Below are 24,690 nucleotides of genomic sequence, written 5' to 3' on the forward strand. Positions count from 1 at the left end.
GGGCTTTATTAATAAAACATCAGTGTAATTATGTTCTAGAAACGAACAGAAACACCAACTTTATACGTTGCTTCACCTTCGAAGCTCCATGATGGGAAACCAAGCTCTAAATCGGCAGAAGGAGCAGAACCAGAAGCATAAGCACCTGTTTGCAAGCTATCTTCTTCTAAGATATTTGCCGCTTCAAAAGTAACATTTAAATAGTCAGTTGCAGCCCAAGATGCGCTGAAGTCTAATGTACCGAAAGCTTCGTGAGTACGGTTTAAGTACCAGTTTGGAGCTTCACGCATAATGTACTCTGAACGCCAGTTATAAGCTAGACGAGCTGAGAAGTCATCATTTTCATAGAAACCAACAGTGTTAACTGTATGTTCTGATGAATCAGAGAAAACATTCTGAAGGTCAGGGTAGTTTTCACCCGGAGATTCAGCATCAGCATAAGTGTAGTTTACGCTGTAACCAAAACCATTATCAAAAGCATCTTGAACTTGGAATTCGATACCTTGGATAGAACCACCACCCACGTTAGTAGATTGGCCTACATCCCAACAATCCGGTTGTGCAGGTCCACATGGGCTCATGGTAGAATCAGTTACGTAAAGAGGAATATCGATGCCAATTTGTTTTTTAGTTTCTGTACGTGCAGAGACGAATGAACTTACATCTTTCATAAAGTAACCAACACTCATCATACCGTCGTCGCTAAAGTACCATTCAACACCAATATCAGCTTGGAAAGCTTTAAATGGTTCAAGTGCTACATTACCCGTAGTTGCTACCTGTACGCCAGGTAGATTCGAGTCAAGGTTAGCTAAAGAAGTCGCAGAAAACATATCCGCGTAGTTAGGACGAGAGATAACTTGTGATGCTGAAGTACGTAAAATAACATCATCAGCTAAATCCATTACTACGTTTAAGCTAGGTAAAAGTTCTTCGTAACTTGCCGTATCAGTAGAAAGTGTAGTGCCGTAATTTCCTTCAGCATCTAATGCATAGTAATCAGATGATGCATGAGTAGATACATAACGTAGACCAATGTTACCTCGAATACCATCAGTGCTAAAATCACCCATTACATATAATGCAATGTTTTCTTCTTCTACTGTACCGTAACCTGGTGCATTAGAAACATAATGGTCAGTTGCAGCTGCAGAATCAGCAAGAATTAACGAGCCATTTCCTTGAGGAATAGTAAAACCAGCTCCTGAAGAAATTGTATTAGGGAAGTATTCACTTGCAGGTCTAAAGGTACTTGCATGATCATAATCATCAGCTAGTACACCGTTAAAGTCTTCTTTTTTAACTGAGTGATCAGCGTAACGGAAACCGGTTCTAATGTTATCAATAACGCCAAGTTCAACTGGAATTGAAAAATCTAAGTTTAAGTAAGTTTCTTCATCTGAGTTAGGACCTTTGCCCATTGCCCAAGTTTGAATACCAATATTTTGTGGTAAAATACTTGAATCAAAGCTTTTGTTTGCGATGTTAAATTTAGCTTGATCACCAGTCATATCCCAGTCACCAATAAGGTCACTGAAGTTATTAGTGTATTCACCAACAAGAGCAGTTCTTGAACCACCGTCTGACTTAGTATTACCTACACGACCAGAGAAAGTGAATGCATCGGCCTCATAAGTCCAATCGAAATCAATCGTGTTAGAATCCATTGAAGATTCACGAGCCCAAGTTTGGAAGTATGCCGCACCAAATTCAGGAAAACCTGCAGCATAGCTAACACCTGGAACCGTTGCATTTCTGCGAATACAGTTACCATTTTCTGGGTTAGTTTCTACACACGAATCATCACCTGGGAACATAATAATTTGACTGTTAGCATTGTTTGCGCTTAAGTCTAACGACATTATACTCAAACCCAATTCTAATGAATCCGTTGGACGGTATTGTAAAGCAACGTTTAAAGCTGTACGTTCACGTTCCTGTTGGAATGTAGTTGGCGCCATACCGCCACTCCAGTTACGTGAAGTCTCAACACCATTACGTTGGTAATCAGTTGCAGAGTAAGCACCTGCAACTAAGATACCAAAAGTTTCATCATCATTTTTCCAGCTGTATAAACCTGAAAGTTCAGGGCTTATTTCTTCATTAACTGAACCATACTGACCTTTTACACTAGCAAAAACAGTGTTTGCTTCAAGATCAAATGGTTTGCGAGTTTTAACTATTACCGTACCACCGATACCACCTTCAACTAAGTTAGCTTGTGAAGATTTATAAACTTCTAAACCACCAACCATTTCAGATGGCAACATTGCGTAGTTAAAGCTACGGTCTACCGGTTGTTGGTCAAACCAACCAGTAGAAGCTACTGAATGACCATTTAATAAAGTACGTGTTAATTGTGCAGATGCACCACGAATAGAAACTTGCTGGCCTTGGCCGAATTGACGAGAAACAGTTACACCTGGAATACGTGCTAATGATTCACCAACATCACCATCTGGGAACTTGCCTACATCTTCCGATGTAACTACATCGACAACGGCGTCAGAAAATCGTTTACCGTTAATAGATGCTTTTAATGAACCACGAATACCAGTTACTTGAATAACTTCTACATCATCTTTTTTTACTGCAGCTTCTTCGGCTGACATAGCTTGTGTTGATACACCCGCTAGAATCATAGCAATCGAACTTGCTAACACGCCTTTTTTAAATGTTTTAGTTGACATCGACTTTCCCTTACCACGTTTTGTTTTTAGAATGTTTTTATTTTTTTTGCTTAGAATAATTTTTTTTGGTTTTACGACAGCGCTGTCAATATTTAATGACAACGCTGTCATAAGACGTAAGAAACCATACCGTTTATTTTTACGTTTGACCAGAATAAATTAACAAAAAACACCAAAACGATTACATTTAATCACAAAGCTATTGAATTACAAGGGTATTTTATATGTTATTTTTTATATAAAAATGGGTATTTATATAATTATTTATCTATTTCTGTATAAATAAAATACGTATGCGCAGTAACTTTGGTTTTTTATTCACATATAACGAATAAAAAAACACTATTAAGAAGATGGGTGATTAATTGATTATTTTGGTTATTTATTTGATCTACGGAGAAAAAAAAGCTAATACCTATTGAGATAGATATTAGCTTTGTTAAAGCAGTCAATATAGCTAACTAGCTGCTTTCTATAAGTACAGGGTGAAGTAAGTTTACCTAACCGTACTATTTTTTTGCGGCTTGATAAAACTTTAGTAAACTTGCTGTTGAGCAATCATGATTATCCGCGATGTTATCCGTCTCTAGTTCAGTCTGAATTTCTGCCGCTAAACCTTTACCTAGCTCCACACCCCACTGATCAAAAGAACATATCTGTAAGATAATGCCCTGCACAAATATCTTATGTTCATAAGCGGCAATCAAACCACCTAATGTCTTAGGGTCAATACGCTTTAATAAGATGGTATTGGTCGGTCTATTACCTTTATGGACTTTATGCGGGGCAACTTTATCAATGTAATCTTGTGTACGGCCTTTGGCTTTTAAATCAGCACGGACTTGCTCTTCATTAACACCTGTCATTAACGCTTGTGTTTGTGCAAAGAAGTTTGCCATTAGCGTTTCATGATGGCCTTTTACCGGCGTAACACTGGCAACTGAACCAATAAAATCAGCTGGCACGACATTATTACTTTGATGCAGGTATTGATAAAAAGCATGCTGACCATTAATACCTAGCTCGCCCCATATAGAAGGTACTGTCGGGTAATCAACTTCAATGCCATCCCAAGTTACCGATTTACCATTACTTTCCATTTCTGCTTGTTGTAAATAAGCGGTAAGCATATGCAAAGTTTGATCATAAGGTAAAATAGCTTGTGATTGAGAGCCAAGGAAAGTGGTATTCCAAACACTGATCAATGCTAAAATTGCAGGGAAGTTATCTTTTAATGGCGCATTACAGAAATGCTGATCCATATCATTCGCGCCGCTTAATAACTCTTTGAACTTGTCAAAACCCAAATCAAGCGCAATCGCTAAACCAATTGCTGACCATAAAGAAAAACGACCACCAACCCAATCCCACATATCAAAGATATTTTCTTCTTTAATACCAAAAGCCATAGCATTGTCTTTATTAGCGGTTACCGCGACAAAATGTTTGCCGATAGAATTTTCATCAAAAGATGAACTTGTTAACCATTGCATCGCCGTTTTAGCGTTGGTAATAGTTTCTGTGGTAGTAAAAGTTTTACTGGAAACGATAAACAGTACTTTTTCAGCGTTTAACGGTCGTAATACCTCAACAATTTGCGCACCATCAACATTAGACACGTAATGTACATTCACGCTGCCATCACTGTAATGCTTTAAGGCTTCGGTGACCATTTGAGGGCCAAGATTAGAGCCACCAACGCCAATATTAACAATATCGGTAATGCGCTTTCCTGAATAACCTAACCATTTACCTTCGCGTACTTTCTTAACAAAAACTTCCATTTCGCCTAATTGCTTTTGTACATGCTCAGTAACGTTTTCTCCATCAATAATCAGCGGTTCATCACTTTGGCGACGTAAGGCCGTATGTAATACCGCGCGATCTTCAGTTTTATTTATTTTTTCACCAGCAAACATCTTAGCGCGCCAGTCACATACTTTTGTCTCTTCAGCCAAATCGAGCAATGCTTCAATGGTTTCATCGTCGATTAAGTTCTTAGAATAATCTAATAACATATTGGGTAATTCAATAGAAAACTTGTTGAAACGGTCATTATCCTGAGCAAACAAGGTGTTCATGTGCTGAGATTTTTTATCTTGGGCAAGTTGCTGTAGCTTTTTCCAGCTAGCTAATGTTTGACGAGAAGACATTCTAATTCCTATAGTTTATGAGACACGATTACCGACACTACATCCTAGTGAACCTGAGTATAAGCTCCATTTAACCGTTATGTCATGTTAAATATCCATGGTACCCTATAAAAAAATGACAGCGCTGTCAATTGATCATGTCTGGGTCAATACGTAAAAGCAGGTAGATAACTACGGATTGGCTATGTAATAATAACAAAATGACAGGTAATGCCAGTCGTTAATAATAATAATAACAGGGTTACAGCTGATGAAATCAACAATAAATGACGTAGCAAAAAAAGCCGGTGTATCAATAAAAACGGTATCACGAGTCATTAATAATGAGGCGTCTGTTCGCCAGTTAACTCGAGAGAAAGTACAACTGGCTGTAGAGCAACTGAACTACCAACCTAACTTGTCTGCCCGTAATTTAGCCGGTGCCAAGTCCTACTCCCTTGCTTATATTTACGATAATCCCAATGCGTATTATATTATTGACATGCAAGAAGGAATTTTGTCTGCTTGTAAGAAGCAAGGCTTTGAGTTACTTATCCATCCTTGTAATGCAAGTAATAAAGATGTTACTACCGAGGTGGTTAACATGGTTAAGCAGGCGCGTATTGCCGGTTTAATTTTGACTCCACCTTTATCTGAAATGCCTGAGTTTGTAAAATCACTGGTAGATCTTGATGTTAAGGTGGTTCGTATTATGTCTGGCGATGTCGCCCCTGATGATCTCAGCCCTTGTGTAATGGTCAATGATAGAGATGCCGCGCAAACCATTACTCAACACCTTATCGACTTGGGCCATACCAACATCGCTTTTATTGCTGGTGATGCAGAACATATGTCGACGATAGAACGTTATAAAGGTTATAGAAGAGCACTAAAAGCCAGTGACATAGATTTTAACAAAGACCTTGTCATTGAGGGTGAGTATTCATTTGATTCTGGCGTCAGTGGTGCAAAAAAATTGATGGCTGAGCAAAGTAAAACCATCCGACCTACCGCTATATTTTCTTGTAATGATGAAATAGCTGCCGGAGCGTTATTTTCCGCCCGATTAATGAATATATCAGTCCCTGAGCAATTATCGATTGTCGGTTTTGAAAACAGTCCATTTTCACGTCAAACTTGGCCTAAGCTTACCACGGCAGATCAGCCAAACAGTCAAATTGCAGAAGACGCTGCCAACTTACTTATCAGCCAACTGCGCAAGCAAAACAAACCACTAATGATTAGTAAATATGTGCCAAAGCTTATTGTCAGAGATTCAACGGCGCAGTGCTTAAGTTAATACGGGCTGATGCGGTGGATGAGAAGTACTAAACTTTACACTAACTATAAAGAAGATTTTTGACTGGTACTATTGAGAGTTTTCTGGGGATTAACCCAAGCCTTATTTAAGCTTGAAAGATTCATTTATCTTTTTCATTTTTTTGCTGTAGTTTAAATGTGCTTTCCTTGCTGCAAAAATAAAAACACTAACTACAACACTAATTGAGAGGATCAAAATAGTAGGTTCTTGCAGTAGTGTGCTACTCATCCATTCCATGGTTTACTTTCCTTAGTATCTAAATTCCTTGAAGTTTACGGCGACTTCTCATAGCCTTCAACTAAATGCATTCGATTTACTGTAGCACAAGACTAATAAAAGTGAACAATAAGATAATTTGTACAAATATCCAAGGGCTACTACTTAATAAATTAGGTTTAGTTAAGAAGTCCTAAACCGGCCTTTTTCTTTAATAACTAACTACCTATTTAAGCGACTTTTCCTGACTATGCTGCACTGCTATTTCTCAAGGTTATTCCTCGAAGTAAGTACCCCAACCATCATAATCAACACCACATTTATTAGCCAACTCAAACATAACCTGAGTTTCTTTTTTGATTAATGCCACATCTAACATCTGCTCTGTGACTATATCAAAAGCGAAAACTTTATCACCATTTTCCAATTCTGCTTCTTCTGGATCTTCAATCTCTAAACCAAGCTTAAAAGCCGCGATTGCTGCTTTTTCCAATAAATCAAAATCGCTACTAGCAAAGTGGTGCTCGATGGTGTGATAAACCTCATCATTAGTACCATCTTCAAGCAGTTCACCAACTAACATTTCAGTATGGCTAAACCAGTGTTGTAACTCTTCATTAATCATTATATTACCTATTTATATTCCTAGTTAAATACCGAGTAAAATTCCCTGTAACCACAGCGTTATTTATTATGGTAAGCCGCCGCTTCAATTGATAATTGCTCAATTTTATTAGACATTAATTTATGGACTTCATTTACTGTTGAGCGCAGGTTTTCTCGTTTTGCATCATTAAGGTCAATAGGGTCAAGAAATTCAATAATAATTTTACCATTGTCCCATCGGTTTAACTGAATAGTGCCGTGCTGGTTACTCGTACAAACAGGAACAACAGGCACTCCTGCTTGTATGGCAGTACGAAAAGCGCCCGTTTTTAACGGCAATAAACCCCGACCTCGGCTACGTGTTCCCTCAGGAAACATCCAGATAGAAATCTTATCACGTTTTATTTTATCTGCGGTTAATTGAATAGTACCCATTGCTTTATTACTATTTTGACGATCAATGAGGATATTACCGGTTAGCCAGTACATTTGTCCGAAAATGGGGATCCACTTCAAGCTTTTTTTACCAACACTGACCGTGCCAGGCAATACAGCATTAGCAACGGTAAAAAGATCATAGCTGTTTTGATGATTTGACAACCAAACCACAGGACCGATATTTTTAACAGACTCAGGAATTCTTACTTCTATTTCGACACCCAATAATTTAGGGATTTTCCCTAAAAATCTGGCCGTATGGTAAACGTTATCACGATGAAAAGGACGCAATAAACAATAGAAAATAGAAATAGTACAAATGATGACTAGCGCCAAAGTCATTAAAAAAACGCGTAATACAGCTAACAAAGAAAGCTCCCACATTGGTAGCTAAAAGAAGATTACTGGCGAGTATACAGAAAAACCAAATAATAGGGTAAAGCTATTATTTATTTTGTTTAGAAAGGTGTCATTGATGTCAGAAAAAACGGTTAAAGCCGTGTTTGTTATACTTTACACCGCTTTAATCGAATTTTCTTGTTCGACCAGTTAACCGGTTAGATTATTTAACATGTAACCTTGACCCCAAACCGTTTCAATTTGGTTTTTCTTCATACCTGCTAGCGTCAATTTCTCGCGTAATTGCGACATTCTGACATCAAGGGTGCGCTCTACACCGTTGTAAACACGTTTTAGCAAAGTGCTATAAAGATGGTCACGAGATAAAATCTTACCTTGATGTTCGAGTAAAGATTTCAATAAGTTGAACTCGAAGGTTGTTAGCTTAACAACCGCACCGTTGATAAAACACTTTTGTGATTTAGGCTGTAAACAGACATCTCCTAACGTTAAGCTTGCTAGTTCAACCTGCTTCACTTTATTACTCTGACGGTGAAATAAAGCTTCAATACGCATCATTAAAATTCGACTATTCATTGGTTTAAGCAAATAATCATCCGCGCCTAAGGTAAAAGCATCAACATGTTCTTGCTCACTATTCTTACTCGATACGATAAAGAGAAAACCATCAAATAATGCGCGTAAATCACGAATAGTTAACAATTGTTCACTATCAGCCAACCCGATGTCAAAAATGATCATATGGGGTCTATTTTCAACCAAATAGCTTCTTAATTCTTGGCTTAGCGTCTCACTAGTGCGAATTTTTGTAGTTTGATAACTAGCGTGATTATCATCCATTAAGAATACTTTACTTAAGTAACTATCATTTTCAATCAGTAATAATTTTTTCTGTGATTGAATATTCTGATTTATTTCAAGTGGTTGTGTATTTTTAACAAGTTCTATACTTGACGGCATAACAGACTCCTATATGAAACGACTTTGATTAATAAGTAAATTATAAAATCAAAAACGATTAAAGACTGTAATAGGTCGTAACAGGAGTGTAACAACTTGCACTCATGTTATTAAAGCGTTAAACGCCGCGGTTGGTAAAGTATAAAAAATTATGGGGGATGATGCTCAATTGAACATGTTGCTTTAATGAAAGTGCTATATCGCTGTATAAGCTTAACTTACTAAATGCTAATGACTGGTCAGTTGAAGGGCTATCAATGTTACTTAGTGAGTAATGATAGCCTTGCTCTGTAACACTGATATAGTCAACTTGTGCATTGGGTTTGGTATTGGTATTGGTATTGGTATCGCTATTTTCATCGACTAGCGTGTTAAGTATTAATTGTGAAGGTTTCACCAATAAATGTACTTTACTGAACTGTGTACCGTGCTCAGCTGATATATCCAGATTCCCTAACAGACTTTGCGCGCCATTTTCATCAACGTTACAAGGTAACCAGCTGCCCAGTTGCAGAAAGTCAGCGACTTGATAGCTATTAGGCGCTTGGCAAATAATACTCGGCGTATCAAACTGTAATAGTTTACCTTGCGCCATTACCGCCATTTTATCCGCGAAAGTAAATACTTCATCTTTGTTATGAGTGACAAAGATGGCGGTCATATCAAACTGCTTTAAAAGCTGCCTTATTTCTACCATCAATTCATTTCTAAGACGCGCATCAATATTTGAAAAAGGCTCATCAAGCAGTAATAATTTTGGTTTTGGCGCTAACGCCCTCGCTATTGCTACCCGCTGCTGTTGGCCACCAGAGAGTTGATGAATATAACTATTTTGATAGTCGTTGAGCTTTAAGATGGTCAGCAAGCTATCAATTTGTTGTTGTTGCTCTGTTTGAGTGAGCTGAGCGATACCAAAAGCAATATTCTCTTTAACCGTCAAATGCGGAAAGAGTGCGTAATCTTGAAAAATCATACCGACCTGACGATTTTCTGCCGGTACGTAGTGCTGCTTGTCACTCAGCACTTTACCATCAATGACTATTTGCCCTGTACTTGGCTTACTAAAACCTGCAATAGCATTCAACAAGGTTGTTTTACCGCAACCACTGGCGCCAACGAGTCCTAATATATCACCAGCATTGAGCGTTAAATCCAACGAAGATAAAACCTCTTTATCTTGTAATTTAACAGAGAGTTGCTGGATAGATAATAACGCGGTCATACTTCTTCCTTGCTCTTATTCAGTAGCACTATAGGTAACAAGCCAAATAAGACGATCAGGATTGCCCCTAATGCGCCTTGCTCGAGCATTTCATCAGAAATAAGCTGATAAATTTGGCTACTCAAGGTTTCAAAATTAAAGGGTCGTAATAATAATACTGCCGGCAATTCTTTCATTGCTTCAACAAACACTAACAACCACGCCACCACTATGGTGGGAGTTAAAATAGGTAAGTGTACCTTAGTCAAACTACCCGTTAAATTAACGCCTAATGATGCCGGCGCATAATCTAAGGATTGTGGAATTTGCTTTATACCACTAATGATAGTGCCGTTCGCGATAGCAGAAAAGCGCACTACCAATGCAAAGATAATAGCAAACAATGAACCCGATAAGATTAACCCTGGCGCGGCGAAGCCTAAAAACTCAGCAACACCATTCAGCCAATGATCAATAGGGCCTAACGTTGATAACATTGCCATTGCTAGGACAGTGCCCGGTATCGCATAACCAAAACCAGAAATCTGCTGTGGCAGCTGACGATATTTATCGCTGTGTAAGCGCTGATATAAGCCTAAGGATAAAGCGATAAGCACCGCAACGGTCGCAGCAATCACTGATATCTTTAAAGAGTTTATACCCGTAGAGATTAACACTGATAATTGTGCAACATTACTGTATTCAACTGCCATCACAATTAGCAGAGCTAATGGGAGTAAAAAACCAAAAATGACCAATGCCCAACAAAAAAAACTGGCCATAACTTGCTGGCTTGAAGACAGCTTAATTAGCTCACGTTGTAAATTAGGCCGAGCACTTTGATGGCGCAATCCGGCCCTACTTCGCTGTTCAGCTAGCACGACAAATAAGACCAGTAACATTAAAACACTCGCTAAAGCATTTGCCGCGCCCAAATCACCATAACCAAGCCAAGTATCATATATCGCGGTTGTTAACGTGTGCACTGAGAAATATTGCACGGTCGCAAAATCGGCTAAGGTCTCCATTAACACTAAGCTTGCCGCAACGGCAATTGCCGGCCTTGCCAACGGCAGTGCCACTTTAAAAAAACTCTGTTTTGCGGTTAAGCCCAGTAATCGACTGGCTCGAATTAGGTTTTGATCTTGTTGTTCAAAAGCGCCACGGGTGAGCATATAAATATAAGGAAATAACACTAACGCCAACATTAATGCTGCGCCAGGCAGTGTACGAATATCAAAAAACCAGTAGTCGTTTGGTGATTGCCAACCAAACCATGTACGAAGGCTACGTTGTACTGGGCCAGCATAGTCAAATAAATCGGTGTAAAGGTAAGCCACTAGATAGGCAGGCATTGCTAAAGGTAACAGTAGTAGCCAACGTAATTGCTTCTTAAAAACAATATCTGTTTGGGTGATAATTGCAGCGCTCAACACGCCAAAAATTAAAGAGAGTAGCACCACTAAAAAGGCGAGTATTACGGTATTTTCTAGGTACGTTGGTAGTACTGTTTGCCATAAATGAGCAAACAGTTGCGTTGATGCGCTAATACCACCGACTAGCATAACGAGCACTGGTACCATTAGTACCAGTGCAATTAAATAGCTAGAGTACGTCCATGTTTTACTGTTATGCAGTGCTATCACAAATCAAACTGTGCTTGATCTAATAGTTTTAATGCCAGTTTACGGTTCTTAGCAATATCTTCTAATGGTAACGTATCGGCTTTATAACTGCCCCATGAAGCAACAAGTTTAGATACTTCAACCCCTGCTCGAACTGGGTATTCCATATTCGTTTCTGCGTATAACTGCTGTGCAGGTTTTGAGACTAAAAACTCCATTAACGCTTGGGCATTTTCTTGGTTAGGTGCATATTTAGCCATAGCGACACCTGAAATATTAATATGGGCGCCACGATTACTTTGGTTAGGGAAATTAATATACACTTCCTCTGCCCACACTTTTTGCTTGTCATCTTTGAGCATTTTGCCAAAGTAGTAACTATTACCTAAAGAGATATCGCATAAGTTTTGATGAATGGCTTGTACTTGACCACGATCACTACCCTGTGGCTTACGGGCTAAGTTATTCTTAAATTTCTTCAGCCAATCTAAGGTATAAGCTTCGCCATGTTCACTTATCATTGAGGCAACTAAAGCCACTGTATATGGATGTTTACCACTGCGCGTACACACACGGCCTTTATACTTTTCATCGGCTAAGTCTTCATAATTAAGGTCTAACTTACCTAAACGTTTGGCCGAATAAATATTACGCACCCGAGTCGTTAACGCGAACCAAGTATGATCTTGTGCTTGGTATTGCTTAGGGATAGCGTTAGTTAAAATAGTAGAGTTTACCGCTTGCACTAAATCTTTGTCGCGTAGTTCAACCAAACGACTAATATCTGTGGTGAGCAATATATCGGCCGGACTATATTTTCCTTCTCGCGCTAAACGTTCTGCCATGCCATTCTTAGCAAAGACCACATTCACTTTAATACCGGTTTGCTCGGTAAACATATCGAACAATGGCTTGACCAGAAAAGGTTGTCGGTATGAATAAACATTAACTTCTTCGCTAGCATTGGCGTTGAAGCTTGTCATAAAACTCGTGGTGAAAAGTATTGCAACAAACGAGGTGATAAGCGAGGTAGTAAAGAATTTCTTCAACATAAACAGTGTCTCGACAAAATAGTGTGGGCGAATTGTACAAGGACAGCTATAGCTGTCAAGGTTTTTGAGAATAATTCTCATTAAGACATGTAACAGATCATTACTTGCTAGGCTAAACCAACCGCACCACTGAGCAATAACCAACCAGCAAAAAACAATTTAAGCTTAACTGCCGATAAGTGCGTGACTACTGTTTTGGCAAATAAACCTCCTAAGACAGCACCTGGGCCGGCAAATAAAACCACTTGCCAGTACACTTCTTGATTAACGTGTAACAGGGCTGCCCAAACACTAATAGCAGAGACAATAACCGCTGCAGCAACTGCCATACTCATATCAAAGTGTCGTAATAGTAGATAAATAACCAGTAATTCACCGACCCCAACACTTAACCAGCCGGTAATAGCACCGCCGAATAAGCCAATCAGCACCATGGCAATATAGTCGACAAAATATAACTGACTACGTTCACGTTGCCCTTGCAGTAAATAAATCGTCAATATAATGCAAAAACCTAGCAGCAGTGAAAAATAACTGAAACTAATATGCAACGCGGCCGGCGAGTTAACTTGGTAAAAAAAGACTAGATTAAGGGCAATGACGGCAGAGATTGTGGTTACGCAGATGATGCGCTTAAAGCCTTGCCATAAACGTAAATCGGTTTTTTCGGTTTGATAATGATGCCACCAAGTAACGCCGCCTGCGCTCATGCCAAAACATTGAATGGCAAAACTAGTGGCCACAGATTGTTGCTCGGTAAAACCTAGTTGGGTAAACATTGGAATAAAAACCACACCGCCGCCAGCGCCTGTTGAATTAGCGAAAATGGCGCCTAAAGTCCCCAACAATGTAAATACACTATAATTAAGGAGTTCATCAAGAGTATGGTTAGCGCTTAACAATAAACTTAGCCAAGCCAGTAAAAAAAGCACCACAAATTTAGGGTTAGATAACCGCATAAATGCTTGTTTATTCATAAAGTTCTTACTGCTCATTGATTTACTTAGTTAAAACTGACTCTGTTAAGACTTACCTTGCTACTACTTAGCTAACTACTTTTTTTGAGCCGATGCAGGACTTTTCTCTGCAATAAAAGCACAAGCGTCATTGGCTAAGCAACTCTTCGAAATATAACTCTTACTGGCGATATCCTTACCCATAACCGTTTTACCTAGGCTAAAGTAAATAACAAAACCCAGCTCTGTTTCAGTTACCGCGGTAACATCTGTCCATAAAATACGATTATTTATATGGAATGACTCTGTCAGGATACCTTGCTCATCAATGGTAAGTTTAACTTCACTTCTTGAAGCCTTACTTAGCATCTGTCTCATTACCCACCAAGGTTTATGATAATAAACACTAATGGATTCAAGAATACCGCAAGCGATAACAAACCAAGCAGCATAGGGATTAACAGGCGTGGCAAATAGAATAATCAAACCAAAAACAGTTAATATATTTGCTTTAAAGTAGGTTTTTTTATCATGTGTCAAGGTACTAGACTGCGTATAACATTCAGTGTAGTGAGCTTTATCTAAAGTAAATTTGGCAGAAAAGGAGCTTGCTTGCGTGGTTAAAGATTGAGTCATTGAGTTACAGACACTTATAAGTGACTTAGTAAAGAAAGTTAGCGCTAGTTTATCAGAAGAGATGTGTAAACGAGTAATTAATTGTTGCTCTATTTACCGGGGTAATAGCCGCGAATTTCTTCTGCAAAGCGGTAGAGCGTGAGATTATTTATACTTTATCATCGTCAGGCACATATTCAGATGTTCAATAAAACTGCAAACTTGCATAAAGTCTTCTTTAGGTATTTCTGCTTGTGATTTGGCTAGCTGTATGCAAATCAAACCAATCGCTTTGCCTGCTATTTTCACTGGAATAAAAGCGACTGAGCAATCGGTAATTAGGTCATCAATTTCTTGGGTTATTAAACTTCGCCAACGCCCTGCTTGCTGATGATTAATCAATACCGGTGTATCTTCCTTAAATACCCTAGCAATAACATTGTCATTTTTTGTTATATCAATATTGATTTTTTCTGCATTGTTTTGGCCACTTTTATTTACCACTAAACGAGACTTAACTCTCGCCCTATCATCAACGAGCATTAAAAATGAACTTCGATCAAAAGCAAAGATATTAGTCATAGATTTTAATGCTAACAGTAAATATTCATTAAAATCTTTACTGTGCTGCATCAACTTAGTGAGCTCGATAAAGCCATCCAGTAAAGCTTTATCGCGACTTTTAGGCTTGGTAAAATTTTCAGCTTGTTCATTAAAGTCTTTAGCTGTCGGTAACGCTTTTATACGATCCGTTAATATTTCTGCACCAAAGGTGGATAATAAGGTCCCGACTTTCTCGCGAGTGTGTTCAATCCTGACCTTTACTTGCCTGACTGAAATATTCATGATCTTGGCAATATCGGCAAGTAAACCTTGATACGCTTCGATACTGCCTTCTGGCTTGCCGATAACAGCACTGAGTTTATCGGCAAAGTAGATGACTCTCATTTCATCTGTTCGTGTTTCTGGCTGATCTAATGCCTTGATTAACAGATCACTTAAATTCCAGGCACTGGCTAGACCTTTACTCAAGTCATTAAAGCGGATACCCAAAGTTTCCTGGCAATAGCGATGAAAATCTTCAGTTGATTTAGCATCATAATTAGCTGTTTTTTTTGCGCTATCGCCGCCGGCGCTCCAAAAAGCACTTTCACCAATACGATAAAGCATAGCGGCAAGGTAAACTTCTTCTTGGACTTCTTCACTGTAATTAGGCACCATCATTCTAGCTAACATACCTGCATAAAAGGAATTAGCCATTAGCTGAGTTAGCCGGTCATAGACATTAATATCAAGATTTTTTGTTGCCAGTAAACTTGAGACAAGCTTAACGGTTAAACAGATGTTCTTTACCGTTTGTATGCCAAGTACCACAGTAGCACGTGAGACAGTTGTGACCTTATTGACACCAATATATTGAATATTATTAGCAACCTTAAGCAAGCATGAAGATAAGCCTTGATCATGTAATATCGCCTGACTTAACTTAGGTAAAGATGATTTATCATCGTTTGAAAATTTATCCAACATTTGAGCAGTAGAAGTAATAGCGGGTAGCTCATTATTGGCGATTAATTCAATCCATTGCTCAGTTGTGCGTAAACCTTTATTGCTCATGACAATTTCTCGATATATACATGTTTCAAAAGCATGAATCTAACTATGCACACTATAAGGGGGTATGTCTAATACCATTCCGCATAAAGAAGTGACTACTTAGAATGTTTGAGTTCAAATGGTCAGTGCAACACACTCTATTCTTAGTGAAAAAGAAAAGGAGTGTTAAAATGGTTCATCGTTCACGAATTAAATATACAACAGAGAAAATGACCTTAATATGGAATTGCTGGAAAGATGGGCAATCTTTAAGAGGGATAGGTATTCTCTTTAGCAAAAGAAAATAACATCAACAAACTGCACTAACAATTGACAGCGCTGTCATTTTTTAATAATGTGACATAATATTTACAATGCTTAAAGATTTATCGATTACACTCTAAGAAGCGTACCGTGCTCTTTTAATTTAATTTTCCTAAGGAAAAAACATGCAAGTTATTATTTTTGATAATGCACAACAAGTTGCCGTAAGTGCTGCAGAATGGGTTGCTGAGCTGATTAACATAAAAACAAACCCGGTGATAGGTTTGGCAACAGGCAGTACACCTATTAGCCTTTATCAAGAATTAGTCAATAAACATAAAGCTGGTGTGCTTAGTTTTAGCAATACCACAAGTTTCAATTTAGATGAATACTTAGGTATTGATGAGACAAATGAACAAAGCTACCGCCACTTCATGAATGCAAACTTGTTCAACCATGTTGATATTGATAAATCTAAAACTTTTTTACCTACCTGTAATCAAGGTCAAAATCCAAGAGATCAAGGTTTAGCTTACGAAGATAAAATTGCTCAAGCTGGTGGTATCGACTTACAAATATTAGGTATTGGCGCTAATGGTCACATTGGTTTTAATGAGCCAACCTCAAGCTTAGCTTCGCGTACTCGTATTAAAACACTTACCCAACAAACGCTTGATGATAACAGTCGTTTATTTTCTGCTGATGAATTTCAACCAACATTAGCCATGACCATGGGCATTGCTACTATTTTAGATGCTAGATACGTACTATTAATGGCAACAGGTAAAAGCAAAGCGAAAGCAGTAAAAGACATGGTAACCGGTGCATTATCAGCCGTCTGCCCTGCGTCTTCTCTACAACTCCATGAAAATGCAATTGTCTTACTTGATAAAGAAGCAGCAAGCGAGTTAGAAGATCAAGAATACTACCTATGGGCTGACAAGCAGAATTGCAAAATCAACCAAGAGTTTGGCTTGTATCATAATTACTAAAAGCATAATTACTAAGAGCATAACTACAGCAATTGATATATCGCTGTAGTTATCAATGAAAAAAAGGCGCAAGTTGATCCGTTGATTAACTTGCGCCTTTTTAAATTTAATTATGGCTTATTTAGCTAGCTTTATTGATTACCAATAAACAGCTTTACTCTGCCATTTTCAGCAGCTCAGGTAAGAAATTCTCACTTTCCTGTGCTAGCAGACATTGCTGTTCTAAGATATCTTGTAAAATTTCTTTCGTGGTTAATGGGTTGGCTAACACAACTCTAAAGACAATCACTTTTTCACCGCCATAGCGACTCACTTCAATACGCGTACGAGAGACAAAAGAGCGGCCGTCTTCACGTTGACGCTTTTGAATAAACTTGGTTAATTTACCTAGCAACAAGTTCAGTGACTTATTCGCTTCATCATCATTGCGAGCTAACAAAGCCTGTACCGACTTAGGGGCATAACGATAGGTTAGCAAACAAAGCTCTGGCCGAGTAATTAACTCAAAATCATCATGCTGATTAATAAGCTCAGCAAAATATTCGGCTTTTTCAATGGCCTGATTAATCAACATTTCATAACCTGGTCGGCTAATAATATGCAAGCTGGCATACACTAACATCGCCATGCCTGGGCGAGATCCTTCTAGGGTATGGCTGCCTAAATCTTTTGAGCCTTTACGTAATATATATTCCGCGTGATGTTCAATGGCACTCACAGAAGCAGGGTCTTTAAAAATAACGATACCTGCGCCCATGGGTACATACATCTGTTTATGGGCGTCAATGGTTACTGAGTCAGCTTGTTCGATGCCTTTGAGCAATGGACGGTACTTATTCGATAACAATGTTGCTCCACCCCAAGCAGCATCAACATGAAAATGACACTGGGTTTGCTGAGCAATTGCAGCCATTTTATCGAGGGGGTCAACGTTACCGGTTTCGGTGGTACCGGCAACACCAACAATAGCGAGTACTTTAATATTTTTCGTGCTAAGTTGCTGACACTTTTCCGCCAGCTTTTGGCAATCTATCTTATTATTTTCATCCGTTGGTATAGCGATAACATTCTCTTGGCCTATACCGAGAATATCTGCGGATTTTTTCAGTGAGTAATGTCCTCGTTCCGACACTAAAATGGCTAAATCTTGATAACCATAGTGCCTCATAGCACGGTGTAAACCTTCTCGAGCTACGCCCCTAAAGTCACCATCGGCTTGTAGGAGTTTATTACGTGCTACCCATAACGCGGTAATATTGGCGACAGTGCCGCCAGAGCAAAAAGCGCCCAATGAATGCTGGGCGCTATGCATCCAATTTTTATAAAAATCATCATCCTGCTGATAGACCAAATTATGCATCATACCGATTACTTGACGTTCAAGCGGGGTAAAAGCTTTTGATGTTTCGACTTTAACTAGGTTCTGATTTAAACCCACCATCAGTTTAGATAGCGGTAAAATAAATGCAGGTAGCGCCGAGGTCATATGACCAATAAAGCTAGGACTAGAGGTATGTACTGATTGCGCGACTAATTTATCGAGCAAATGATGCATATGATCAGAGACAAATTCAGGCTGTTCCGGAATGTGAGCATTAACAAAGTCTTGCTCAATGTCCGATAAAGCATTTTTACTGGCCACAATATGGTTGTTTAAAAAACCAACCAAATTTTGTGACATCTCTTGCTCAAGGCGCCCTAAAGTAGAATCAGGCGCTTCCGCGATAGTAAAAATCCGATGTAATGACTCTTGCGTTGCCTCGGCAATGCGCTTAGTTGCTCTCATAGTTATTCACTTTACTTTCACTATATTTACTTGCTTGGCCAAATCAGATTGAGTGCATAGGCAAGTTTTATAATTAATGGCTATTTATATCGAACACGAAAAACGCACTTTAATAAAAAACACCGCAAAAGTCCCGTAATTTCGTCAACATTACTCACTATATTCATTATCGTTCGAGGGCGCGTTAAGCTTTCATGGTTGCATATTGTTCGAATTAAATGATTTTTTAATCGCGACGCAAGGCATGTAGCATAGTACTTCTATGTAAATTCCTTGCAACAAAGAGTAAGAATCATTTAAACGAACCCAAAGGGCAGTTTTTATTAGCCCCTTTTACTGCGTTATCGCCTATTTTAGTAACGCTACACGGATGTAGCTTACTAGACAATGCTGGAGCATATTGTCCTGAATAACTACACAGCATAAGCTCTGCCTTGTATAAAAAGCTAATAAATACCTGCAATAACAATCATCAAAGTTCAACACGCCCTAATATTAATTGCCAACATATCTGGCCACTAGCTTGGTATTTCGCTTCAAAAGGTGTCAATGCAGACGATGCTTCGACTACCGCTAAGGATGAAATTTCACCCTGTAAATTAACTTGCTTAGCCGCTTGCTGAAATTCGGCCAAATAGATCCGCCAATTACTGCGTAAAATTAGCTGCTGACCAATACTGGCCATTTGTGGAAAAACCGCACTGCCATGCCAACGACGCTGTAAGTGCTTAGACTTAGGCCAAGGATTAGGATATAAAATGTAGTGCTTTGATACGGGCCAACTTGCCGCTTTCACCAAACGATAAAAATCATTTAAATCCGCACGTACTAAGTGATAATTATGAGCACTAAAACCATCATTGGCAGAAAAACCTTCAACATTACGATTGATTCGATTATCGGATTTATCCACGCCAATCACTAAGGCTTGCGGATTCTGTTGCGCTAAAATACGGGTACTTTGCCCTACCCCGCAGCAAGCATCCAAAATAATTTCGCCCTCTGGCTTAGCCGTCAGAAAAGCTTGCACCAACAAATCCATTGCTGCAAAGGCTTGCTCTGTGTGCTTTTGGTAAGGCTTTTGAAAAGCATGAGTAAGGTGTTTTTTTACCACCTCATCAAGCTTCTCATGAATACCTTCTTGGTTACTAATAATCGCTTTAGAGTCACCCAATGAAGTTTGCATATCTGGGGTCTTCATATTTCCCGTCATATTAGCTGTCTTGTTGTCAGTCATCTTAGCTTCTTAGTCCTATACCTTTAGAGATAAGTGTCATGGCGATGGTAAATAAAGTAACAATAAAGAAAATGATTACCGCAAAAGCGGTTACTAAACTAACATCTGATATACCTAAAAAACCATACCTGAAGGCGTTAACCATATAAACTATTGGGTTTGCTTGCGAAACACCCTGCCAAAAATCAGGCAATAAACTAATCGAATAAAACACACCGCCAAGGTAAGTTAATGGCGTTAAAATAAAAGTCGGTATAATTGAAATATCATCAAAACTACCGGCAAAGATAGCGTTAATTAAACCACCTAAAGCAAACGTTGCCGAAGTAAGTACTACCGTAGCGATAATCACCCAAATATTGTGCAGTTGGATATCAACAAATAATAAAGAAACCAACGTAACGATCAAGCCAACTAAAATACCACGACACATACCGCCGCCAACATAGCCTGCCACTATCACCCAGTTAGGCACTGGCGCTACTAACATTTCTTCAACATTGCGCTGCCACTTAGCACTAAAAAATGACGAGGCGACGTTAGAGTATGAGTTAGTAATAACACTCATCATGATCAGACCAGGTACAATAAACGACATATAATCAAAGCCGCCCATTTCACCAATGCGCGAACCAATTAACGAGCCAAAAATAACAAAATACAAGCTAATGGTAATGGCTGGTGGTACTAAGGTTTGTACCCAAATACGCATGAAACGCTGTATTTCTTTGGTGAGAATACTTTTTAAGGCGATAGAGTTATTCATTTAATTTGCTCCAACATCAGCGTTTTGCTGCTTCTTTTTCCTGCTATCCGACTTTTTATTGATCAAACTAACAAACAAGGCTTCTAAGCGGTTACTTTTATTTCGCATACTCTGCACTTCAATATTGGCTGCGTTTAATTGTGAAAATACTTGGTTAAGGTTTTGCGACTTATTTAAGTCAATTTCCAAAGTGTGATCATCAATAACTCGATAAGTAATGTCTGTTGATTGCTCAGCAAACTGCTTAAGCTCAGTTATTGGGGTACCCTCTTTGATATCGAAGACAAAGGTTTCAACATCTAATTGCGCCAGTAGCTTTTTCATACTGGTATCTTCAACAATTTCACCGCCATCGATAATGGCAATATTACGACAAAGCATTTCCGCTTCTTCTAAATAGTGAGTGGTGAGGATAATAGTAATGCCTTGCTGGTTTAACTCACGTAAAAAATCCCACATAGAGCGACGTAGTTCAATGTCTACCCCCGCAGTTGGCTCATCTAATATCAGCATTTTTGGTTCATGCATTAAAGCACGGGCAATCATCAACCGGCGTTTCATACCACCAGAGAGTGTCCGCGCGGCATCATCACGTTTATCCCATAACTCGAGTTGCTTTAAGTACTTTTCTGCCCGTTCTATAGCCAGAGGCTTAGGAACACCGTAATAGCCGGCTTGATTTACTAAAATATTCATCAAGGGCTCAAACTGGCTAAAATTAAATTCTTGAGGCACTAAGCCAATAAAACTTTTAGCTTTTTCTAAATCGGTATCAATGTCATACCCAAATACTTTTACTTGGCCAGCCGTTTTATTCACTAATGACGTTATCACACCAATAGTAGTAGACTTACCGGCACCATTAGGGCCAAGCAAGGCAAAAAAATCGCCTTTTGATACGGTTAAATCAATACCTTTTAAAGCTTGAAAACCGCCTTTATAGGTTTTTGCTAATGCGCTAATTTCTAGTGCGTAGGTCATGCTCGCTGCCAGTAAAAATATGGATGGATTATAAATATGGAGCTTAACAATTCAAATTCAATAGCGCGAATATTATATTTATCCGTTAAACCTTTTTTTCGCTAGCGACATCATTGCCACTAAAACGGTAAAGTCAGCACTTTCATCGTCTTTCACTTGTACGGATATTGTATACAATTTATAGTGTCGGCTTGTTTTACTTTCTACCTTAGAAGAATACATTAACTCTGTGGATTTACTTTGTGCTCTTACTTTATGAAAAATACGCTTAAGGAACATTATGCGACAAAAACACTTAACCTTTTCACTCGTGAAGCTTTCAGCCAAGTTACTGCTTACTACCGCTATTGCCTTATCACTTTCAGCTTGTCAAAGCACCGGTAGCGACGATGATATACCGACGGTCAAACAAACAGACTCTAAACTTACCCTTAAAGCCATTTATCAAGATAAAGCCTTTAAATCTGAAAAAATTGGTCAAATACGCTGGCTTAAAGACGGTAGTGGTTACCTTGCTTTAGAAACATCAACAGATGAACATAGCAAAAAAGATAAGGCCAACAACAACGAAATTAGTGACAGTAAAGCAGAGGATACAAGTAAGGAAATAGTGCAATACGACTCTAAAACATTAACTGGCACCGTCTTAGTTAGCACAAAGCAGTTAACACCCGCAGGTGCTAAAAAAGCGCTTGAAATTGATAACTACATCTTTTCAGACGATCGCAGTAAATTATTAATTTATACCAATAGCCAAAAAGTATGGCGTTCAAAAAGCCGTGGCGATTATTGGTTATTTGATTTCAGTACTAACAAACTCAGCCAATTAGGTGGTAAAGGCGTTGCCGATAGCCAACTCATGTTTGCTAAGTTCTCTCCTGATGCCAAACAAGTCGCTTATGTGCTCAACAATAACATTTATGTCCAAAGCATCAACGACATGAGCATCACCCAACTGACCAATAGTGCTGGCAATGGCATTATCAATGGTTTATTCGATTGGGTTTATGAAGAAGAATTTATGATTCGTGATGGCTTTCGCTGGAGTCCTAACGGTAAAAAAATCGCTTACTGGCAACTGGATACCCGTGGTAGTAAAGATTTCATCATGATCAATAATACTGATGAGTTATACCCTACCCTAACTAAATTCCCTTATCCTAAAGTTGGCGAAGACAATGCCCTAGCTAAAGTAGGTATCGTTGATTTAACCAGCAAAAAAACCACCTGGACAAAACTGCCTAATAATTCTCGTGATATGTACATTCCCCGGATGAATTGGTCGGGTAACAGCGAAGAAATACTGGTACAACATCTTAATCGTAAACAGGATACTAACCACTTATACCTAGCCAATGCTAATAGCGGTAAAGTGACCTTAGTGATGACAGAAAAGGAAGAAAGCTTTATCGACTTTGTTGATGATGCCCGATGGTTAGACAACGGAAATAGCTTTATTTGGACCAGTGAACGCAGTGGTTGGCGTCACCTTTACCGTATTTCTCGCGACGGAAAAAACGTAAAGAACTTAACTGATGGTGACTTTGATATCACTGAAATTAAAGCCGTTGATGAAAAATATGGTTGGTTATACTTCATGGCCTCACCAACAAATGTTACCCAGCGCTATTTATATCGCAGTAAGTTAGACGGCAGTTTATCTAACCAACGTGTTACGCCTGATGAGTATGTTGGTTTTAACCAATATCAAATGGCAGAAAATGGTAGCTGGGCAATTCACAGCTATTCAAGTTTCGCCAAACCAACCAGTAAATACTTAATAAATATTCCGCTAACACCGGGCAGCGTTCATAAGAAAAAGCACACTTTAATGCGCAATGAAAAGTTAAAGAATAAGTTGGCTTCACTTGAACTTGCTCAAACAGAGTTTTTCCAAGTAGAAGCACAAGATGGCCTAATACTTGATGGTTACATCACCCGCCCAGCAAACTTTGATGCTAGCAAAAAATACCCAATCATCTTTTATGTTTACGGTGAAGCATGGGGACAAACAGTACAAGACAAATGGCGCGGTAATGCCTTTATCTGGGATCAATTGTTAGCGCAGCAAGGATATATTATTGCCTCGGTAGATAACCGTGGCACACGTGCACCTAGAGGGAAAGCATGGCGTAAGTCGATTTATGGCGGTGTTGGTATTTTATCTTCTCGTGATCAAAGTGATGCACTAAAAGCAATGATTGACCGTTGGTCATACATCGACAGCAATCGCGTTGGTATTTGGGGACACTCTGGTGGCGGCTCTATGACCTTAAATATGTTATTTAGATACCCTGAGCAATACAATGTTGGCATTTCTTCCGCGCCAGTAACTGACCAACGCCTTTACGATACTATCTACCAAGAACGTTATTCGGGCCTGTTAGAAGATCACGCTGAGGGATATAAACAAGGCTCACCGATCACTCATGCAGCAAACTTACAAGGTAAGTTATTACTCATACATGGCACAGGTGATGACAACGTGCATTACCAAGGCAGTGAACGCCTGATCAATAAGTTAGTTGAATACAACAAGCAGTTTGAGTTTATGTCTTACCCTAACCGTAGCCATAGTTTACGAGAAGGCAAAGGTACCACACTGCATTATAAAACCATGAAGACAGAGTTCTTTAACAAGCATTTGTTACCTCAGTAACTTCACTAGCAAAGAGCCAGCGAAGCATAGCTAAAGAAGAAAGGGCAACGAGTTTGAAGCTAGTTGCCCTTTTTTGTAGTTCATCTGTTTAAGGGGTGACTAAAGGGTTCGTTGACGAATAAGAATGGTATTCTTACCTATTTGTCACCGAGCCCAGTTATTTATTAAGGACTAATAAATAATTACTAACTTCATTGCATAGTTCATCATAGCCACAATAAATTCCGTACTATTCAA

The 24,690-nt window shown here is 38.9% G+C and carries 19 protein-coding genes; 3 read left to right on the forward strand and 16 right to left on the reverse strand.

Features of this window, described 5'->3' with window-relative positions:
- Nucleotides 1–35 precede the first annotated feature (35 nt).
- The gene (locus tag F580_RS0103750; RefSeq protein ID WP_026301229.1) at nucleotides 36–2,690 is read right to left on the reverse strand and encodes a TonB-dependent receptor; all 2,655 of its coding nucleotides are present in this window, start codon (nucleotides 2,688–2,690) and stop codon (nucleotides 36–38) included.
- A 509-nt stretch (nucleotides 2,691–3,199) separates the two neighbouring features.
- A complete protein-coding gene (pgi, locus tag F580_RS0103755) occupies nucleotides 3,200–4,843 on the reverse strand; it encodes a glucose-6-phosphate isomerase (protein ID WP_019026351.1) in 1,644 nt (547 codons plus the stop codon).
- A gap of 250 nt (nucleotides 4,844–5,093) precedes the next feature.
- On the opposite strand from pgi, the gene F580_RS0103760 reads away from it, so the two are divergent.
- Nucleotides 5,094–6,122 carry a LacI family DNA-binding transcriptional regulator gene (locus tag F580_RS0103760; protein ID WP_019026352.1) on the forward strand — a complete coding sequence of 343 codons (1,029 nt, stop codon included), beginning with the start codon at nucleotides 5,094–5,096 and terminating at the stop codon, nucleotides 6,120–6,122.
- A gap of 511 nt (nucleotides 6,123–6,633) precedes the next feature.
- On the opposite strand, the gene rraB is transcribed toward F580_RS0103760, so the two are convergent.
- From rraB to F580_RS0103810, 9 genes are all read right to left on the reverse strand, one after another.
- Nucleotides 6,634–6,984, reverse strand: a complete 351-nt coding sequence (gene rraB / locus F580_RS0103770; protein WP_019026354.1) for a ribonuclease E inhibitor RraB — start codon at nucleotides 6,982–6,984, stop codon at nucleotides 6,634–6,636.
- A 59-nt stretch (nucleotides 6,985–7,043) separates the two neighbouring features.
- Complete coding sequence (locus F580_RS0103775; RefSeq protein ID WP_026301230.1) at nucleotides 7,044–7,772, reverse strand: 1-acylglycerol-3-phosphate O-acyltransferase; 729 nt, start codon at nucleotides 7,770–7,772, stop codon at nucleotides 7,044–7,046.
- A 180-nt stretch (nucleotides 7,773–7,952) separates the two neighbouring features.
- Nucleotides 7,953–8,723, reverse strand: coding sequence for a response regulator transcription factor (locus F580_RS0103780; protein WP_019026356.1), 771 nt, complete (start codon nucleotides 8,721–8,723; stop codon nucleotides 7,953–7,955).
- A gap of 118 nt (nucleotides 8,724–8,841) precedes the next feature.
- A complete protein-coding gene (locus tag F580_RS0103785) occupies nucleotides 8,842–9,945 on the reverse strand; it encodes an ABC transporter ATP-binding protein (RefSeq protein ID WP_019026357.1) in 1,104 nt (367 codons plus the stop codon).
- On the reverse strand, nucleotides 9,942–11,570 hold the full coding sequence (locus F580_RS0103790; RefSeq protein ID WP_019026358.1) for an ABC transporter permease: 1,629 nt from the start codon (nucleotides 11,568–11,570) through the stop codon (nucleotides 9,942–9,944). Before F580_RS0103790 ends, F580_RS0103785 begins: the two co-directional genes overlap by 4 nt.
- Nucleotides 11,567–12,532, reverse strand: a complete 966-nt coding sequence (locus F580_RS0103795; protein ID WP_019026359.1) for an extracellular solute-binding protein — start codon at nucleotides 12,530–12,532, stop codon at nucleotides 11,567–11,569. The genes F580_RS0103790 and F580_RS0103795 overlap by 4 nt, the downstream gene beginning before the upstream one ends.
- A gap of 176 nt (nucleotides 12,533–12,708) precedes the next feature.
- The gene (locus F580_RS0103800; RefSeq protein WP_157442991.1) at nucleotides 12,709–13,578 is read right to left on the reverse strand and encodes a sulfite exporter TauE/SafE family protein; all 870 of its coding nucleotides are present in this window, start codon (nucleotides 13,576–13,578) and stop codon (nucleotides 12,709–12,711) included.
- A gap of 75 nt (nucleotides 13,579–13,653) precedes the next feature.
- A complete protein-coding gene (locus F580_RS0103805) occupies nucleotides 13,654–14,193 on the reverse strand; it encodes a YcxB family protein (RefSeq protein ID WP_019026361.1) in 540 nt (179 codons plus the stop codon).
- 144 nt (nucleotides 14,194–14,337) lie between these two features.
- Complete coding sequence (locus F580_RS0103810; RefSeq protein WP_019026362.1) at nucleotides 14,338–15,789, reverse strand: HDOD domain-containing protein; 1,452 nt, start codon at nucleotides 15,787–15,789, stop codon at nucleotides 14,338–14,340.
- 428 nt (nucleotides 15,790–16,217) lie between these two features.
- Between F580_RS0103810 and nagB the strand changes: the two genes are divergently transcribed.
- Nucleotides 16,218–17,024, forward strand: coding sequence for a glucosamine-6-phosphate deaminase (nagB, locus tag F580_RS0103820; RefSeq protein WP_019026364.1), 807 nt, complete (start codon nucleotides 16,218–16,220; stop codon nucleotides 17,022–17,024).
- 154 nt (nucleotides 17,025–17,178) lie between these two features.
- Here the strand turns inward: nagB and panP are convergent, their stop codons facing one another.
- The 5 genes from panP to F580_RS26680 all read right to left on the reverse strand — a co-directional run bounded on the left by panP (nucleotide 17,179) and on the right by F580_RS26680 (nucleotide 22,073).
- Complete coding sequence (gene panP, locus F580_RS0103825; RefSeq protein WP_019026365.1) at nucleotides 17,179–18,810, reverse strand: pyridoxal-dependent aspartate 1-decarboxylase PanP; 1,632 nt, start codon at nucleotides 18,808–18,810, stop codon at nucleotides 17,179–17,181.
- Between the two features lie 472 nt (nucleotides 18,811–19,282).
- Complete coding sequence (gene trmB, locus F580_RS0103830; RefSeq protein ID WP_019026366.1) at nucleotides 19,283–20,047, reverse strand: tRNA (guanine(46)-N(7))-methyltransferase TrmB; 765 nt, start codon at nucleotides 20,045–20,047, stop codon at nucleotides 19,283–19,285.
- A 1-nt stretch (nucleotide 20,048) separates the two neighbouring features.
- Entirely contained in the window at nucleotides 20,049–20,813 is a 765-nt protein-coding gene (locus F580_RS0103835) for an ABC transporter permease (protein ID WP_019026367.1), read from the reverse strand.
- A complete protein-coding gene (locus tag F580_RS0103840) occupies nucleotides 20,814–21,794 on the reverse strand; it encodes an ABC transporter ATP-binding protein (protein WP_019026368.1) in 981 nt (326 codons plus the stop codon).
- Nucleotides 21,795–21,872: 78 nt separating this feature from the next.
- A complete protein-coding gene (locus F580_RS26680; protein WP_019026369.1) occupies nucleotides 21,873–22,073 on the reverse strand; it encodes a hypothetical protein in 201 nt (66 codons plus the stop codon).
- Nucleotide 22,074: 1 nt separating this feature from the next.
- Here F580_RS26680 and F580_RS0103850 point away from each other — a divergent pair, with 1 nt between their 5' ends.
- Nucleotides 22,075–24,453: a S9 family peptidase gene (locus F580_RS0103850; RefSeq protein ID WP_019026370.1), complete on the forward strand. Its 2,379-nt coding sequence runs from the start codon at nucleotides 22,075–22,077 to the stop codon at nucleotides 24,451–24,453.
- Nucleotides 24,454–24,690 lie beyond the last annotated feature (237 nt).

Origin of the sequence: Colwellia piezophila ATCC BAA-637 (assembly GCF_000378625.1) — a bacterium.
Classification (GTDB): domain Bacteria; phylum Pseudomonadota; class Gammaproteobacteria; order Enterobacterales; family Alteromonadaceae; genus Colwellia; species Colwellia piezophila.

Excerpts from the sequence above, each read along its gene's own strand:
- F580_RS0103810 (WP_019026362.1), bottom strand. The coding sequence starts at position 15,789 with ATGAGCAATAAAGGTTTACGCACAACTGAGCAATGGATTGAATTAATC.
- F580_RS26680 (WP_019026369.1), bottom strand. The coding sequence starts at position 22,073 with ATGTTCCTTAAGCGTATTTTTCATAAAGTAAGAGCACAAAGTAAATCC.
- F580_RS0103805 (WP_019026361.1), bottom strand. The coding sequence starts at position 14,193 with ATGACTCAATCTTTAACCACGCAAGCAAGCTCCTTTTCTGCCAAATTT.
- F580_RS0103785 (WP_019026357.1), bottom strand. The coding sequence starts at position 9,945 with ATGACCGCGTTATTATCTATCCAGCAACTCTCTGTTAAATTACAAGAT.
- F580_RS0103840 (WP_019026368.1), bottom strand. The coding sequence starts at position 21,794 with ATGACCTACGCACTAGAAATTAGCGCATTAGCAAAAACCTATAAAGGC.
- pgi (WP_019026351.1), bottom strand. The coding sequence starts at position 4,843 with ATGTCTTCTCGTCAAACATTAGCTAGCTGGAAAAAGCTACAGCAACTT.
- trmB (WP_019026366.1), bottom strand. The coding sequence starts at position 20,047 with ATGACTGACAACAAGACAGCTAATATGACGGGAAATATGAAGACCCCA.
- F580_RS0103760 (WP_019026352.1), top strand. The coding sequence starts at position 5,094 with ATGAAATCAACAATAAATGACGTAGCAAAAAAAGCCGGTGTATCAATA.
- F580_RS0103835 (WP_019026367.1), bottom strand. The coding sequence starts at position 20,813 with ATGAATAACTCTATCGCCTTAAAAAGTATTCTCACCAAAGAAATACAG.
- rraB (WP_019026354.1), bottom strand. The coding sequence starts at position 6,984 with ATGATTAATGAAGAGTTACAACACTGGTTTAGCCATACTGAAATGTTA.
- nagB (WP_019026364.1), top strand. The coding sequence starts at position 16,218 with ATGCAAGTTATTATTTTTGATAATGCACAACAAGTTGCCGTAAGTGCT.
- F580_RS0103780 (WP_019026356.1), bottom strand. The coding sequence starts at position 8,723 with ATGCCGTCAAGTATAGAACTTGTTAAAAATACACAACCACTTGAAATA.
- F580_RS0103800 (WP_157442991.1), bottom strand. The coding sequence starts at position 13,578 with ATGAATAAACAAGCATTTATGCGGTTATCTAACCCTAAATTTGTGGTG.
- F580_RS0103850 (WP_019026370.1), top strand. The coding sequence starts at position 22,075 with ATGCGACAAAAACACTTAACCTTTTCACTCGTGAAGCTTTCAGCCAAG.
- F580_RS0103795 (WP_019026359.1), bottom strand. The coding sequence starts at position 12,532 with ATGACAAGCTTCAACGCCAATGCTAGCGAAGAAGTTAATGTTTATTCA.
- F580_RS0103750 (WP_026301229.1), bottom strand. The coding sequence starts at position 2,690 with ATGTCAACTAAAACATTTAAAAAAGGCGTGTTAGCAAGTTCGATTGCT.
- panP (WP_019026365.1), bottom strand. The coding sequence starts at position 18,810 with ATGAGAGCAACTAAGCGCATTGCCGAGGCAACGCAAGAGTCATTACAT.